The 15599-nt window shown below is 55.9% G+C and carries 14 protein-coding genes; 2 read left to right on the top strand and 12 right to left on the bottom strand.

From position 1 onward, the window contains the following. Nucleotides 1-4: 4 nt before the first annotated feature. Complete coding sequence (gene budA, locus MCP_RS06240; RefSeq protein ID WP_158301451.1) at nucleotides 5-730, bottom strand: acetolactate decarboxylase; 726 nt, start codon at nucleotides 728-730, stop codon at nucleotides 5-7. Between the two features lie 94 nt (nucleotides 731-824). Here budA and MCP_RS06235 point away from each other — a divergent pair, with 94 nt between their 5' ends. Beyond that, on the top strand, nucleotides 825-1559 hold the full coding sequence (locus MCP_RS06235; RefSeq protein WP_012899980.1) for a tetratricopeptide repeat protein: 735 nt from the start codon (nucleotides 825-827) through the stop codon (nucleotides 1557-1559). Between the two features lie 315 nt (nucleotides 1560-1874). Here the strand turns inward: MCP_RS06235 and MCP_RS06230 are convergent, their stop codons facing one another. Further along, complete coding sequence (locus MCP_RS06230; RefSeq protein WP_128567066.1) at nucleotides 1875-3029, bottom strand: transposase; 1155 nt, start codon at nucleotides 3027-3029, stop codon at nucleotides 1875-1877. Nucleotides 3030-3575: 546 nt separating this feature from the next. Between MCP_RS06230 and MCP_RS06225 the strand changes: the two genes are divergently transcribed. Further along, complete coding sequence (locus tag MCP_RS06225; RefSeq protein WP_012899978.1) at nucleotides 3576-3968, top strand: hypothetical protein; 393 nt, start codon at nucleotides 3576-3578, stop codon at nucleotides 3966-3968. Between the two features lie 221 nt (nucleotides 3969-4189). Here the strand turns inward: MCP_RS06225 and rpsJ are convergent, their stop codons facing one another. From rpsJ to rpoB, 10 genes are all read right to left on the bottom strand, one after another. Then, nucleotides 4190-4504: a 30S ribosomal protein S10 gene (gene rpsJ / locus MCP_RS06220; RefSeq protein ID WP_012899977.1), complete on the bottom strand. Its 315-nt coding sequence runs from the start codon at nucleotides 4502-4504 to the stop codon at nucleotides 4190-4192. Nucleotides 4505-4564: 60 nt separating this feature from the next. Then, nucleotides 4565-5845, bottom strand: coding sequence for a translation elongation factor EF-1 subunit alpha (gene tuf / locus MCP_RS06215; RefSeq protein WP_012899976.1), 1281 nt, complete (start codon nucleotides 5843-5845; stop codon nucleotides 4565-4567). A 126-nt stretch (nucleotides 5846-5971) separates the two neighbouring features. After that, complete coding sequence (locus MCP_RS06210; RefSeq protein ID WP_012899975.1) at nucleotides 5972-8170, bottom strand: elongation factor EF-2; 2199 nt, start codon at nucleotides 8168-8170, stop codon at nucleotides 5972-5974. Nucleotides 8171-8189: 19 nt separating this feature from the next. After that, entirely contained in the window at nucleotides 8190-8756 is a 567-nt protein-coding gene (locus MCP_RS06205) for a 30S ribosomal protein S7 (RefSeq protein ID WP_012899974.1), read from the bottom strand. A 9-nt stretch (nucleotides 8757-8765) separates the two neighbouring features. Next, nucleotides 8766-9194 (bottom strand): 30S ribosomal protein S12, encoded by a 429-nt coding sequence (locus MCP_RS06200; protein ID WP_012899973.1) that lies wholly within the window; start codon nucleotides 9192-9194, stop codon nucleotides 8766-8768. Between the two features lie 12 nt (nucleotides 9195-9206). Continuing rightward, a complete protein-coding gene (locus tag MCP_RS06195; protein ID WP_012899972.1) occupies nucleotides 9207-9650 on the bottom strand; it encodes a NusA-like transcription termination signal-binding factor in 444 nt (147 codons plus the stop codon). Then, the gene (locus MCP_RS06190; RefSeq protein ID WP_128567065.1) at nucleotides 9643-9948 is read right to left on the bottom strand and encodes a 50S ribosomal protein L30e; all 306 of its coding nucleotides are present in this window, start codon (nucleotides 9946-9948) and stop codon (nucleotides 9643-9645) included. Before MCP_RS06190 ends, MCP_RS06195 begins: the two co-directional genes overlap by 8 nt. A gap of 40 nt (nucleotides 9949-9988) precedes the next feature. Then, nucleotides 9989-11158 (bottom strand): DNA-directed RNA polymerase subunit A'', encoded by a 1170-nt coding sequence (gene rpoA2 / locus MCP_RS06185; RefSeq protein WP_012899970.1) that lies wholly within the window; start codon nucleotides 11156-11158, stop codon nucleotides 9989-9991. After that, nucleotides 11155-13788: a DNA-directed RNA polymerase subunit A' gene (locus MCP_RS06180; protein WP_012899969.1), complete on the bottom strand. Its 2634-nt coding sequence runs from the start codon at nucleotides 13786-13788 to the stop codon at nucleotides 11155-11157. Before MCP_RS06180 ends, rpoA2 begins: the two co-directional genes overlap by 4 nt. Further along, a complete protein-coding gene (gene rpoB, locus MCP_RS06175) occupies nucleotides 13785-15599 on the bottom strand; it encodes a DNA-directed RNA polymerase subunit B (RefSeq protein ID WP_012899968.1) in 1815 nt (604 codons plus the stop codon). The genes MCP_RS06180 and rpoB overlap by 4 nt, the downstream gene beginning before the upstream one ends.

Below are 15599 nucleotides of genomic sequence, written 5' to 3'. Positions count from 1 at the left end.
AATGCTAAGGCGACAGTACCATGCTGAAGCGCGGCGTATCGTCCAGCGCCGCAACGATGTCGTTCGCCGATAGCTCCAGGACGTGCCCGCCAGTCTGGCCATCATCCGAGATGAAGTGGAAATGATATCCCGGCCATCCGACTCCCTTCGCATACGCCGGCGTATAGAGGCCGACCATGGTGCCCGTTACATTTTGCATCTCGAATATCGACTGGTTCTTTAAGGCTTCTGATAATACCGGGTATGGCTCGTCCTGTAGAGGTGGGCTGCGTAGTTTAAGATAGGAGAATGTGCCGTGGATGCGGATAGCGTAAAACTTATCCTTTGATGATAATTTTTCATCCAGGCCTGTCGTGAGGGATGTAAAATTATAATGCCCGGCCAGAGTAACGGTGTCGTCGGCATCGAAAAAGGTCACGTCGGCAAATGGTATGGTGGCCGAATCGCCCATGATGTGCACTTTGCCGTCGGACGCTGCCTGATAGACGGTACCGTTCAACACGATCATCTCGCCGTTCAGCCCGTCGAACGTGCCGATGCCGAAGTCGCCGTTGGATCTGAGGGTCTTTGCGTCCACGATGCCGCCATACGAGCCGTTCGAGAACAGGTCCATCGCCGAGACCTGGTAAAGAACATCCCTGTCTACGGAAGGCCCGATCATCTGGATGGCGGCAGCGAGCAGAAGTATGGCGAGGCCGGCGACGGCCACATGGTACCATCGGAATTGCATTTGCAGAGCTCCTGAGAATGTATATTGTCGGTCATTAAATATAGAGACGACGATAGGTTTAAGCCCGCCGTGAAAATACACTTCATGATAGCTAATGAAGGACATGCGGGACGACGTCGGGAAAGGCATGCTATACGCCAGCATCGGCCGGTATGATGAAGCGGCGGCTATTTTCGACCGCATGGGCGAGATCAGCCCTGACCTGCTGTTATGCGAGGCTGGCGCCCTGAGCCGTATGGGCTCATTCGCCCGGGCCCTGGAGTGCATTGAGAAGGCCCTCGAAAAGAATCCCATAAGCCCGGATGCCTGGTTCCTTAAAGGTCTTTTATATTACCAGCGCGGCAACCTCATGGCTGCACTGGGGTACCTGGAGGAGGCGCTCGATATCGACCCAAAACATGTAGAAGCGAGAAGCGTCGCCGGGAACTGCCACTATTACATGGGCGAATACAAAGAAGCGCTGGAGTACTATGAGACCGCGATCAAGATTGACCGGGCCTACCCCAAGGCCTGGTACAATAAGGGCGTGGTGCTATCAGATATTCGCCTGTACAACGAGGCCATCCAGTGCTATGAGGAGGTGCTCCGGATCAATCCCGGGGTCGCCGTCGTATGGACAAATAAGGGCTACTGCTACGCCATGCTCAACCAGTACACAGAGGCGCTGGAATGCCTGGACAGGTCCCTGGAGATCAATCCCGAGGACGTCACGACGTTAAATAATAAGGCTGCTGCGCTGCGAAGGCTCGGAAGGGACGACGAGGCGGCGGAGTACGACGAAAAAGTGAAAGAGCTGATGGTGACACGAGGGCCACATACTGTTTTGTAATGTTATTCCCCGCCAAAATATCGTGAGGGCTATGATGCTAATGTTCATGCGAATTCTTTTTTAAATTGTTTTGACTCTTCCGCGGTTTTGGGATTAACATTTTTATCCTTTTCTCGTTATGCCGTCGTTGAGTGGTCCAACCACAGGGGCACAGAGCTCACGGAGTTTCACAGACCGTACTTCCGATGTGGTCTTTTTTGGGTTGTTTTTCTGGCGGTTGTGTGGTTATGGGTTTTATTGGATGTTTATGTTAAAATTAGCTGTTTGTATGGGTTTTTTCTGTGTTTTAGGATAGCCTGGGCTATCCGGTTGTCGCTAGGCAATCACTATCAGGGTTCTTGAGAGCCTATGTTCTCCTACCAGCGGTTTGTCAAGTATGAGCAGCAGTATTACGAGTTTTTTCATCTCATCGTTCCTGAAAAAGGTGTTGTTAACAATCCTTACCACTTGCACGAGGTTCATGAGGTAGAGGCTAATGCAATAGATAAGGAACCGATAGGCCTTGTCGGTGCTGCATGTCCGTATCTTGTATTGGTTCTTCTCTTTGAAACCGGTCTCCACGTTGTTCCTTACGAAGTACCAGTCCATGAAATCCTCCACCAGTTCGGGACGTACGTCCATATTGCTGATCACTCCCACGTACTCCCTTTCTTTCCTCTTCTTCCTGTTCTTGTTCTTGTTCTTGTTCTGCCCCTTTCTTTTGCCTGTTTCTTTTCTATCCACCTCCTCTTTGTTCTCTTTCTTTTTCTCGTCCAGGTACAGCCATGCGCTAATCTGGTCTGTTTCGCCTTTTACGGTGTGCCGTAGTTTGCATTCCCCATTCTTTTTTGACTCCTCCCAGACCCTGTCTGTCCCCTTGCTTTTCCTGAGAGGAATCACGTAATCCACGCCCATCTCCTCCACCGTTTTAAGAAGGGTGGCGTTGTAGAATCCCCGGTCAAAGAGGACGACGTCAACCAGGACGTGGCTCATAGCCTTTTCCAGGAGGATCCTGACGATGTCCACGAGTTTATCGTTCGTGCTGATGGGCATGCATGCCAGGGCGAGCTTGCGTTTCTCGTCCACCATGGAGGCCACGGCGTACCGGAGGACGTACGTGTTCTTTGTCAGGCCTTTTTTAGGGTGCACGTACTCGTCCACCCTGCCCCAGTACTCCACATCGTTCAGATCGATGGCGACCGTGCAGCCATGCAAGTCCAATAAACCGGCCTGACACTCGAAAAACCAGTCCATCGCCGATATCACCGTCTCTACAGGGTACTTGAAAGAGAGGAAGAAACTGTCAGGAGGCAGCCCCCCGTAATTATCATACACGGACTCAAGGCTCGTCCTTCTCACGGATGCGTTAGCAAGACACCTCGCATACTCCCTATTACGGGGAAAATCAAACCATTCAGCAAACCTGCGGGCGAAAAGATTTATATCAACATGCCTAACGCTACAAACACGGGGACTGTAAGGAGTTTTCATTCTAACCAAAAAACCCCTTACACCCCCACCTTTAAATACTAGAACTTATTCTACCACCACAACCAATTACACAACAACCTCGGAAGTACGGACAGAGTTATTTTTTAATAATTTGAGGCCACGGAGAGCACAGAGCCCGGTTTATTGGCTTACCCGGGGCACAGAGTTTATTGGGGCACGGTTGACGAATAAACAATTACCACATGATTATTTGATAACAGTTTTCCACCTGGACCGGTTTATCGTCAGCTATGCCTCCTTCAACTCTGTGCCCCAGGCATATTATAAACCCGTCCCCCGTGCCCTCTGAGTCTCCATCTATAAGAAATCTCTGTGAACTCTGCGCTCTTCGTGCCCCTGTGGTTGAGGACACTCAACGACCGCATAATGTAAAAGAGCATGGGGATCAGCTACAACAATTACGATCCCAAAAATGCACAAGATCCATTGTTTTTAATTCCAATAAATATATTGAAAATCAAAGTAATAGAAAAAAGTATTTAATATGGTTTATTCTTATTATTTTATAGGTAACGGGGTAGACGATTGAAAGAAGAGATCCATGAAAACGTGTCCGTGGGCGAGATAGTGGACTTTGTATTGCCATTTTCCCGGTATTCGATGGAAGCGATCGTACTCGTGAGGAATAACGATCAATTAATACCCATCCTGCTGGATGACAGACAAAGAGGTTACGTCAAAGATAAATGTCATGTTGGAAAAAAGGTAGCCATAGGATACTATAACGGCCAATGGCACCTGGGCATCCCGCAGCAAGGACAATGCATGATCGAGCCTGTGTATGAGATCTCTGCAAATGATGCCCCCTTTGACGATGATGCGATCTATATTCGAAATGTAGAAAAGGATTTTTCAGAGGATGTTGACGAGATACTGAATAATATCGGGCTTTCACACCTTAAAGTAGCCAAAAAGTAGCCTTTAACAGCCATTTGATAATACGCTAAAACAAGTTTGGTAGGGGATATCAAAGAACCCCTACTACATCTATGATTGGAGGAGATGTAAAGGTTCAATGAACCTTTCTACTCGTTCCGAATCTACATCCGGAACACGTTTTTACGTTAATGATGTTCGACTGCTATACTCGTTCGAGAACGATTGATTGTTCAGAACGATATTCGTTCATCCGAACGAACTTAGTCTTTCAGGACGATCTCGATGTTGATGTCCTTGGGCACCTGGATACGCATCAGCTGCCTTAAAGCACGCTCGTCTGCGTCGATGTCGATGAGCCTCTTATGCACACGCATCTCCCAGTGTTCCCAGGTCGCAGTGCCTTCGCCGCTCGGGCTCTTTCTGGTCGGTACGACCAGGCGCTTCGTCGGTAAAGGTACAGGTCCCGAAATGCTTACGCCGGTCTTCTCGGCGATCTTCTTCACCTGTCCGCAGACATCGTCTAACTTCGTGGGTGAAGTTCCTGAAAGCCTGATCCTTGCTTTTTGTGCTGCCATGATATGTCACCTAAATAATATGAAAGGACGGACATAGTAGTCCATCCTTCTATATTAACCTTACCTCGGGGTGATATCGATCACGACGCCGGCAGCGATGGTCTGGCCCATATCACGGATAGCGAACCTGCCGAGCTGCGGGATCTCCTTGACCTTCTCGATGCACATGGGCCTGGTGGGCCTTACGAGAACGATCGCCGGGTCGCCCGCCTTGATGAAGGCCGGGTTCTCTTCCTTGACGCCGCCCGTCTTGGGGTCGAGCTTGGCCAGGATCTGGGTGATCATGCATGCGACCTGCGCCGTGTGGCAGTGGAACACCGGGGTGTAGCCAGCGCTGATGGCAGAGGGGTGCTGCAGGACCTGGATCTGGGCCTTGAACTCGGTAGCCACGGTGGGCTGCTTGTCAACGGGGCCGCAGACGTCGCCACGCCTGATGGCGTTCTTCTCGACACCACGGACGTTGAAGCCGATGTTGTCGCCGGGCAGTGCCTGGGGGATCTCTTCGTGGTGCATCTCGATGGACTTGACCTCACCAGCGGCGCCTACGCCGTCGATGGAGGGCCTGAAGATGACCTTGTCGCCCTTCTTCATGATGCCCGTCTCGACACGGCCTACGGGGACTACGCCGATACCGGAGATGGTATATACGTCCTGGATCGGGGTCCTCATGGGCAGCTGAGTGGGCTTCTGGGGCTCGGTAAGCTGGTTGAGCGCCTCAAGGATCGTGTAGCCCGTGTACCACTTGGTGTTCTCGGAGTGCTTGGCGATGTTGTCGCCCTTGAACGCCGAGGTCGGGATGAACGGGATGGTGTCGGTCTTGAATCCGACCATCTTGAGGATCTTGGAGACTTCGGTCTTGACCTCATCGTATCTCTTCTGGTCGTAGTTGACCGCGTCCATCTTGTTGATGGCGACGATGAGCTGGCTGATGCCGAGCGTCCTGGACAGGAAGATGTGTTCCTTGGTCTGCTGCATTACGCCATCGGGTGCGCCGACGACGAGGATAGCGGCATCTGCCTGGGATGCGCCTGTGATCATGTTCTTGACGAAGTCCCGGTGGCCCGGACAGTCCACGACGGTGAAGTAGAACTTCTCGGTGTCGAACCTTCTGTGAGCGATATCGATCGTAATGCCTCTCTCACGCTCTTCCTTCAGCGAGTCCATGACCCAGGCGAATTCGAAGGTCGCCTTACCCTTGGACTCTGCTTCCTTCCTGTACTGCTCGATGACGTGCGCCGGTACGGCGCCGGTCTCGAACATCAGCCTGCCGACAAGGGTGCTCTTGCCGTGGTCGATGTGTCCGATGACTGCTAAATTCATGTGCGGCTTAGTTGCTGCCATTTATATTTCCTCCGAATATATATCCACATATATGCTGTGTTTACTTGCAATCGTAAAGGCATTCGTTGTTTTTATACCTTTCGTTTTTTTATAAGTAAAGTGAGGCGCCAGTGGCGCCTTCTCTACTTATTCGAGGAAGTCGCTCGGCCTCGGTATCTCGGCCTTGAGCCCCTTCCTCTTGCGGATGTTGATCACTATTTCGTTCTGCATGCTGCCCGGTACCGGGAAGAACCCGAGGAACTCGGTGTTCCACAGCGCACGGCCTTCGGTCGCGCCGCGGATGTCGCTGGCGAAGCCGAATAATTCCGCCACAGGCGCCTGCCCTTCGATGATGGACATGTCGCCCTCGGACTGGATATCGTTGATGACGCCGCGCCTGCCCTGTATTTCACGGACAGCCGCGCCCATCTGGGTCTGCGGGACGCTGATGAAGACCTTCTGGACGGGCTCGAGCAGCGTCGGGCCGGACATGAGCACGCCGCCCTGTACGGCGGTCCTCATCGCGGGGATGACCTGCGCGGGGCCACGGTGGACGGCATCTTCGTGCAGCTTGACATCGACGAGCCGGATCTTTATGCCCTGGGCGGGCTCTCTGGCCAGCGGGCCGTTCTTCAGAGCCTCTTCCATGCCTTCGATGATGAGCTCCATGGTCTCCTTCAGGTACTGGATACCCTTGGTCTGGTCGATGAGCATGTTGGTGCCGTAAACGTGCGTAACGCCCTTGGCCTCATCCTTGTTCATGCCCAGGCTCTCGAGCATCTTCCTCCGGTCCATCTCCATCATGTTCATGGAGAAGTCGCCGTTCTTGATGGCGTCGAAGATCGGCTGCTCGAGGGGCTCGATGTGCACGTAGAACCGGTTGTGCTTGTTGGGGGACTTACCTTCGATGGGGCCCGCCTTGCTTATAACGGTCTCACGGTACACGACGATGGGCTCGGAGGTGATGACCTCGATGCCCCTGTCCCTGGTGATCCTGGACTTGGTGACGATCTCTAAGTGGAGTTCGCCCATGCCCGATATGAGGTGCTCGCCGGTCTCCTCGTTGATCTCGACCTTGACGGTGGGGTCTTCCTTGGCCACCTGCCGCAGGGCCTCGACCAGCTTCGGGAGGTCCTTCATGTTCTTGGCCTCGACGGCCACGGTCATGACGGGCTCCGAGACGTGCTTGATGGCCTCGAACGGGGTCATCTCACGGACGGTTGAGCCGGTGGAGCCGACGATGGCGTCCCTGAGGCCGGTGACCGCGGCGATGTTGCCCGCCGGGATCTTCTCGACCTCGACACGGTCCGCGCCCATGGAAATGGCCACGGACTGGACACGGTTCGTCGTGGCGGTGCCCGAGATATATAGCTCCTGGCCCCTCGCCAGCGTGCCGGCGAATAAGCGGCCGACGGCCACTTCGCCCGCGTGCGGGTCGGTCAGGATCTTCGTGACCATGAACACGATCTCTTCGTTGGGGTTAGCGGTCATGAGGTCCTTGCCGACCTTGGACTCCTTGTCGCCCCTCCAGATGACCGGTATACGCCTCTTCTGCGCTTCCAGCGGATTGGGCAGGTGGTGTACCACAGCGTCCAGCAGCACTGAGTGCAGCGGGGACTTCAGGGCCAGATCCTTCATGTTACCCGACTTACAGTAGTCATAGACCTCGTTGAAGCCGATACCGCTCGCCTTCATCGAGGGGATCGACACGGCCCACTTGTAGAGCGCGGAGCCGAAGCAGACGGTGCCTTTTGCGGCATCCAGCTTCCAGCCGTCCTTCTCGTAGTGCTCGGGGGACATGTTCCTGACCAGCTTGTTGACGTGGTCGATGACCTTGGCAAGCCGGATGGGCATGTCTTTCTTCTCGATCTTGAGCTCGTTGATGAGACGGTCCACCTTGTTGATGAACAGGATGGGCTTGACGTTCTCCCGGAGAGCCTGCCTGAGCACGGTCTCGGTCTGGGGCATGGTGCCCTCGACCGCGTCGACGACGACAACGGCCCCGTCCACGGCCCTCATGGCCCTGGTGACGTCGCCGCCGAAGTCGACGTGTCCCGGCGTGTCGATGAGGTTAATCAGGTATTCCTCGCCGCCGACCTCGTGGACCATCGATACGTTGGCCGCGTTGATCGTGATGCCTCTTGCCTGCTCTTCCTCGTCGAAGTCCATGAAAAGCTGCTTGCCGGCCAGGTCCATGGAGATCATGCCCGAGCCGCCCAGCAGGTTGTCCGATAACGTGGTCTTTCCATGGTCGATATGGGCACAAATGCCTATGTTGCGGATCAGGGTCGGCTTATCCATGAGCCCCGTGACCCGCTCGACCATCTTCTTTCCTCTAGTCGCCATAAACACTATCCTCTAGGTATTAACGGGCTGCCTTAGCCACCCTTTCCTTTTCGTCTCTCTTGGCCACGGAGGCGCTCTTCACGTCGCCCTTCGAGGCCGCGATGAGCTCATCGGCGAGCGCGTCCTCGATGGACTTCTTGCTCTTGAAAGAGGCCTTCTCGGCGCCGGATGCGATGAACATGAGCGCCTGGTCGACACGCCTCATGGGCGATACGTCCACTGCCTTGGGGACGTTGATGCCGCCGTACTTGAGACGGACGGTGTCCTCACGGGGCCCTGCGTTCTCGATGGCGTCGACAAATACCTGGACCGGGTTCTGCTTGGTCCGCCGGTTGATGATGTCGAACGCGTCGCGCACGATGTTGTAGCACTTGATCTTCTCGCCGGTGTTGAACTCGTTCCTCATCAGCTTATTAATGAGCCGCTCAACGATCGGCATCTCGGCCTTGCCGAACTGCTTGCAGCCCAGCCGTCCGCCGGTGTGCGGCACGACGACGGGGGTGAGGTTAACGTACCTCTTGATGCTCGGGTCCTTGACGTTGACCTGAGTCGTATCCCATTTGCCGAATAGCAATAAATCTGACAAACTTCCACCTTACCTTAATGGCTTCTCTCTCTTGCCCTTCACGAGCTCGTCGAGCGATACGTCGTTCACCTTGCATACCCTGAACCTGACGCCAGGGATATCGCCGTAAGAACCGCCCATACGTCCGCCGATGCCCTCGATGGTGACCTCGTCGTGCTCATCGATGAAGTTGATCGCGCCGTCGCCCGGGCAGAATGCCGTTACCTGGCGGCCGTTCTTGATCAGCTGGATCCTGATGCACTTTCTTATGGCGGAGTTCGGCTGCTTGGCCTCTACTCCGATCTTCTCTAATACGATACCCTTCGCCTGGGGCGCTCCCTCTAAGGGGTCGGCCTTCTCGTCGAGCCTTAGTACGCGCCTGGCGTAGTCTCTGTCACTCCATCTGTAATTTTTCCTTTCATGATCGAGTTTGCGAGCTGCAAATTTTCCATATCCCATCTATTCACGACCTTACTTTTGATTATTGATGATGACATCGTCGACCGTATGATGTCTTTGTGCGAGTAATTTGACCTTGTTGATGTTCCTGCCGTTCTTTCCGATGGCCAGGCCCTTATCCTTGGTGGCCACGTCCACGATGGCTAACGTCCTTTCGCCTTTCGTCGAAATGACGATGTTCTTCACGGTGGCCGGCTGAAACAGGTTCTTGATGAATTCCTTAGGATCCTCATTATACTCGATGACTTCGACGTGCCTTCCTATCTGTTTCTTCACACGATTGATGTTGTTACCATTTTTACCGATAGCTAAGCCCATGTCTCCACTCTTTACTACGAACACGATGCGGCTGTCCTCGCCCTCAAGGATGAGGCAGTCTTTGGCGTGCGCTCCGGTCAGCGACTCGAAGAGCGCGATGTACCTCATCGTCTCCGTAGTGAATGAGACTTCAGGCACTCTGTACACCCCTGGCTAATGCCATGATGTCCGACTCGCCGGCATCCAGTACGGTCAATGCCGAGACGATGAACGGCTTGCCGCATATGGGCCCCAGGTCTACGCTCAATCCCGGGAACTCGTATATGGGCACCTTGCTGTCTGCTATCTGCTTCTTTACATCGGTGGGACAGTTGGAGGCCACGATGACAAGTTTCGCTACTCCGCGTTTACTTGCTTTTATGGCCTGCTTGGTCCCTACCAGGACTTTGCCGGTCCTCATAACGCTTCTCAGTGACTTGTCCAAGTCTATCTGCATTCTAATCACTCTTTTTCCTGAGGTTTAGCCTTAGGCTTGTCTAAGCCTTAGACTTTGTTTTCTTGAGGCTCGAGGATGTGGTTATAAGCTCTACGTCCCCGGTGCCTAGCTGTATCGGCTGCCCGACAATAACATTTTCAGTTACGCCGGTCAGCTCATCGACTTCGCCCGCGACGGCGGCGTCGAGGAGGTGGTTCACCGTGACCTCGAAAGCCGCTCTCGACAGGACGCTGGCCTTCTCGCCCGAGATGCCGTGCCTGCCGATCTGCTTGACCTCGCCGTCGATGCTCATCATGTCGGCGACCAGCATGATGTGCCGGATGTCGACCGTGAGACCCTGCTCGGACAGCGTGTCGAGGGCTTCATTGATGATCGCGTTTCGGGCCGCTTCGATGCCCAGGACCTCGGAGATCTCGTTGATGTTGTTCGTCTTGGTCCTGGAGGCGTCGACGCCGTCGAAGTGTATGACCTTCTTCAGCGCGGAGCCCTGAGTATATATTACATACTCGTTCTCTTCTTTTCGGATGACGACACGACTAATACCTTTTATGCCTTTTAAAAGTATCGTTCGTATCGTTTCTACCATCTGGAGCAGATCACGATAGGACTCGCCCTCGGGATGGACGGTGAGACGGTTGTCGTTCACGTCGATCTTGAGCCCGGTGACTTCCCCGATCTTGCCCATGACCTCGTCGATGGTCATGCTCCTCTGCAGGACCTGCTTTTCGTTGAGGTCGATGATGATGGTCATGTCGTTCAAGTTCGTGGCGATGGAGCCGATGTCGCTGACCGTGGTCTCCTCAAGCTCCCACGCAAGTTTCCTGACGGGGTCCCTGTTGCCCGATATCTCGGGGGACAGGTGAATGGTCATCATGGGAGTGGAAGGCTCGCGCCTGGCGTCCACGATCTCGATAAGCCTGGGCAGGCCGAGCGTAACGTCGATCTCGGCTACGCCCGCATAGTGGAAGGTACGCATCGTCATCTGCGTGCCGGGCTCGCCGATACTCTGTGCGGCGACCATGCCGACGGCTTCGCAGTTCTCCACTTTCGCGTGCGAGTACGCCTCGCGGGTCTTCTCGATGATCTCGTCGAGCTGCTTCTTGCTGATCTTCACGTCCTTCAGGCTCGCCTTTAGCTCGTCGACGATCTTTGCCGGCAGGCCCTCGATCTTATTGAGCTCTGCCTCGATGGTGGATTCTGATATGCTCACTTCGAGTCACCCCCGTTCGCGACGGTCTCGACGATATGCTGGACGTTCACGCCCTCGCCGTAGTCGCTCTTCATCGGGTCGACGCCGTCCTCGCCATATTCGAACTGGACGATGACGCCCCGGGTCTCTCTTACCGTGCCGTCGTACTTGACCTCGAGGTCCTGTAGTGCGTTAACAAGCCTGCGCTGCAGGTAACCGGACTGTGATGTCCTGACCGCAGTATCGACGAGACCCTCTCTGCCGCCCATTGCGTGGAAGAAGAACTCGGTCGGGTTCAGGCCCTTTTTATACGAGGATTCGACGAAGCCTCTCGAGTCCGCGCCTAAGTCGCCAGGCTGGAAGTGCGGGAGCGTCCTGTCGCTGTAGCCTCTCATGATCCGCTCTCCACGGACGGACTGCTGGCCGACGCACCCGGTCATCTGTGTCAGGTTCAGGAAGCTGCCCCTGGCGCCGGACCGGGCCATGATGACCGCCGAGTTGTTGCCCTCGCTCGCGAGGTGCTTGCCCGCGATGGAGCCGGCGGCGTCTCTGGCCTTTGCCAGTTCCTGCATGATGCGTAATTCGAGCGTCTCCTTAAGAGTCCTGCCAGGTAAAGATTCGAGCTCGCCAGCGTCGAACGCTTCGATAAGTTTCTTGACCTGCTTCTCGGAGTCGAGGATGATATCGGTGGTCTGAACCTTGGCCTCTCTGGGTATGTCGGTGTCGCTAATACCGTAGGAGAAGCCAAACCGCATGATGGCACGGATAGCGAGACGCGTGACATCGTCGATGAACTTGGCCGCCGTGTCCTCGCTGTACGTCTTGACGATACGGTCAACGATCTTGCCGCTGAAAGCGCCGATGGCCTTCTCGTCCACCGTGCCGCACTTCAGCACGCCGTCACGGATAACGACGTAAGCGTCCTTCTCGCATTCCTCTTTCTTACAGACCTCGCAGTTCTCGCAGATCTTGGCCTTGTAGGTCATGCTCAGCGTCTTCGGCAGGATGACGCTGAAGATCTGCTTGCCGCTCCAGTACTGGGCGCCGTTCTCGACCTTCGCGGGCTCGGGTAATTCCTTGATCCCGACCTTCCGGACCACGTCCAGCGCTTCGGTCTCGCTGAACATCTGGTAGCCTTTGGTCAGCAGGTAAATGCCTGAGATGTGGTCGTGCAGGCCGCCGATGATGGGGCCGCCGAACCTCGGGGACAGGATGTTCTCCTGTACCAGCATGAGAATGCGCGCCTCGGCCATGGCCTCCATGTTCTGGGGCACGTGCAGGTTCATTTCGTCGCCGTCAAAGTCGGCGTTATAGGGAGCACAGACCGCCGGGTTGAGCCTGAACGTCTTGTTGGGCATCACTTTCACGAAGTGGCCCATGATGCTCATGCGGTGCAGCGACGGCTGCCGGTTAAAGAGAACGATGTCGCCGTCCTTGAGCTGGCGGTCGATCTTCCACCCGATGTCGAGCGCGTCGGCCAGCTCGCTGCAGTTCTTATCGGTGACCTTGAGCCTGCGGCCGTCCGGCCTCTTCACGTAATTAGCGCCGGGGTGGTTTTCGGAGCCGCGGCGGACGTACTCTTTCGTCGACTCGATGTTGAAGGGAGTCACGGTCACGGGTATGGTCATTTCCCGCGCGATGCTCATGGGCACGCCAACCTGGTTGATGCTCAGGTTGGGGTCGGGCGAGATGACGGTACGGGCGCTGAAGTTGACACGCTTACCGGATAATGAGCCCCTGAAACGGCCTTCCTTACCCTTGAGACGCTGCGATAGCGTCTTTAATGGCCTGCCGCTCCTGTGCCTGGCCGGCGGAACGCCCGATACGGCGTTATCGATGTAAGTGGTAACGTGGTACTGTAACAGTTCCCACAGGTCTTCGATGATGAGCTGCGGGGCGCCTGCGTCCCGGTTCTCCTGGAACCGCTGGTTGATGCGGATGATGTCCACGAGCTTGTGGGTCAGGTCATCCTCGGAGCGCTGCCCGCTCTCGAGGGTGATGGACGGGCGAACGGTTACCGGCGGTACCGGCAGAACGGTCAGGACCATCCATTCGGGCCTAGCGTTCTTCGGGTCCATGCCGAAGACCTCGATATCCTCGTCCGGGATCATCTCGAGCCTGTCACGGACATCGGTGGGCATCAGCTTGTGGCCGTCCTCGATGTAGCCGGTCGGCTTTTCGAACTTGATCTCCTTCTGCTCCTCGCCGCAGTACGGGCAGGTGGTCGATTTCGCGTCCTTGAAGACGTTCTTGACGATCTCGTCGGTGGGCTGGCCCAGCCGGATGTTGGTCTTGATCTGGCGGATGTAATCGGCCTTCGCCTTGTCGTCCAGCATCAGCTTTCCGCAGCGCCGGCAGGTCGTCATCAGGATCTTACGGAGCAGGCGCGCGAAGCCCACGTGAATGACGGGCGAGGCGAGCTCGATGTGGCCGAAGTGGCCCGGGCATTCGCCCGGCCTTCCGCCGCAGGTCTTGCACCTCAGGCCGGGGTCGATAACGCCCAGCCGGGGGTCCATCAGGCCCATGTCGATGGGATAGCCATCGTCGTCGTACGTATCGGCAGTGATGACCTTCGTCACGCTCATCTTGCGTATCTCGGCCGGCGATAGCAGGCCGAACTTTATCTTACGGATCCTCTTTGGTGCGGTCATACTGCGTCCTCCAGGTCCAGCCTGGGCGCTATGCCCAGCGCCTTCATCTCGTCTAATAATAGCTTGAAAGCGTAGCTCATTTCTACCTTGTATATATTCGTGTCCGCGCCGCAGTTCGGGCAGTACACGAGCCTTCTCTTCTTGTCCTCGGTGGCGACCATGCCGCAGTTGTTGCAGACGTACTCGAACACTTTGTCGGACTCGTCGAGCAGCCTCTCCTTGAGCGCCATTGCGGCCCCGTGGCCGATCATCACATCTCTTTCCATTTCGCCGAACCTGAGACCGCCTTCCCTCGCACGGCCTTCGGTGGGCTGCCTGGTCAGGACCTGTACGGGGCCCCTGGACCGGGCGTGCATCTTGGACGAGACCATGTGGTACAGCTTCTGGTACAGGATAACGCCTACGAATATATCGGCGGTGATCCTCTGGCCGGTAATGCCATCGTAAAAGACCTCTTTGCCGGTGTGCGAGAAGCCGAACTTCTTGAACTCTTTCCTCAGCTCGTCCTCGGTCTCGTTATTGAATGCGGTGCCGTCGACGAACCTTCCCTCGAGGCTGCCGATCTTGCCGCCGATGGTCTCCAGTACGTGGCCGATCGTCATACGGGACGGGATGGCGTGCGGGTTAATGATGAGGTCCGGCACCATACCGTTCTCGGTGAAAGGCATGTCCTCCTGCTGGGCGATCAGGCCGATGACGCCCTTCTGCCCGTGCCTTGAGGCGAACTTGTCGCCGAGCTCCGGGACCCTCTGGTCCCTGGTGCGTACCTTGGCCAGGCGGCTGCCGTTCTGGGTCTCGGTCAATATTACCGTGTCGACGATGCCCTTCTCGTTGCTCCTCATGGTCACCGACGTTTCACGGCGCTTTAAGGGAGTGATGCCGCCCAGGTCGGTGGGCTCTTCCAGGAATCTCGGCGGGCTCGTCTTGCCTATTAATACATCGTTCGGGCCGACCTCGGTCTCCGGGTTCACCAGGCCGTCCTCGTCCAGCATGGAATAGAACTCGGACTCGCGGGCGCCCCTTACCTCGGCGTCGGGCACCTCGAAGGTGTCCTCCTGTCCGCCGGGGTACCTGCGCTCTTCGCCCTCGGTCGTCCTGAAGAAGTGCGACCTGCCCAGGCCCCTCTCGATGGAGCCCTTGTTGAACACGAGCGCATCTTCAATGTTGTAGCCCTCGTAGGAAAGCACGGCCACGACAAAGTTCTGGCCCGACGGCCTCTGATCGAAGTTGATCGAGCGTGCCGTCTGGGTGCTCACGATGCCCTCCTGCGGGTAGTGCAGGAAGTGGCCCCTGGTGTCCGGCCTCAGCTTCTGGTTGGAAGTGGATACGCCCAGCGACTGCTTGACCATGCCCGCGCCCATCGTTACTCTCGGTGAGGCGTTGTGCTCCGGGTAGGGGATCATGCCGGCGGCGATGCCCAGGATCAGCGAGGAGTCCAGTTCCATGTGCGTGTGGTCCTTGGTAAGCTGGGACTCGTCGATGGCGATGAACGTGTTCTCCTCTTCCTCGGCGTCGATGTACTCGATGAAGCCCCTCTTGACCATGTCGTCGAAGGATGCCTCGCCCTTCCGGACCTGCTCGATGTCATCGTTCGTGATGACGGGCTTGCCGTTCTTCACGATGATGAGCGGCCTTCTGGCCCTGCCCATGTCGGTGTTGATGATGACTTCGTTGGTGAGCTTGTGGTATGCGATGTTGATCTGGTTCGAGATGATGCCCTGTCTTCTCTTCTCGCGGATGTTCTCGACGAACTCGAGCGGGTTATCATGAGACCCGATGAGCGCGCCGTTGACGAATATTCTAGACTTCAT

The sequence above is a fragment of the Methanocella paludicola SANAE genome (assembly GCF_000011005.1).
Taxonomy (GTDB): Archaea; Halobacteriota; Methanocellia; order Methanocellales; family Methanocellaceae; genus Methanocella; species Methanocella paludicola.
Note: the sequence above shows the minus strand (reverse complement) of the source record. Positions and strands in the feature narration are given on the sequence as shown.

Excerpts from the sequence above, each read along its gene's own strand:
- budA (WP_158301451.1), bottom strand. The coding sequence starts at position 730 with ATGCAATTCCGATGGTACCATGTGGCCGTCGCCGGCCTCGCCATACTT.
- MCP_RS06235 (WP_012899980.1), top strand. The coding sequence starts at position 825 with ATGAAGGACATGCGGGACGACGTCGGGAAAGGCATGCTATACGCCAGC.
- MCP_RS06230 (WP_128567066.1), bottom strand. The coding sequence starts at position 3,029 with ATGAAAACTCCTTACAGTCCCCGTGTTTGTAGCGTTAGGCATGTTGAT.
- rpsJ (WP_012899977.1), bottom strand. The coding sequence starts at position 4,504 with ATGGCAGCACAAAAAGCAAGGATCAGGCTTTCAGGAACTTCACCCACG.
- tuf (WP_012899976.1), bottom strand. The coding sequence starts at position 5,845 with ATGGCAGCAACTAAGCCGCACATGAATTTAGCAGTCATCGGACACATC.
- MCP_RS06210 (WP_012899975.1), bottom strand. The coding sequence starts at position 8,170 with ATGGCGACTAGAGGAAAGAAGATGGTCGAGCGGGTCACGGGGCTCATG.
- MCP_RS06200 (WP_012899973.1), bottom strand. The coding sequence starts at position 9,194 with ATGGGATATGGAAAATTTGCAGCTCGCAAACTCGATCATGAAAGGAAA.
- MCP_RS06190 (WP_128567065.1), bottom strand. The coding sequence starts at position 9,948 with ATGCAGATAGACTTGGACAAGTCACTGAGAAGCGTTATGAGGACCGGC.
- MCP_RS06180 (WP_012899969.1), bottom strand. The coding sequence starts at position 13,788 with ATGACCGCACCAAAGAGGATCCGTAAGATAAAGTTCGGCCTGCTATCG.
- rpoB (WP_012899968.1), bottom strand. The coding sequence starts at position 15,599 with ATGAAGTCTAGAATATTCGTCAACGGCGCGCTCATCGGGTCTCATGAT.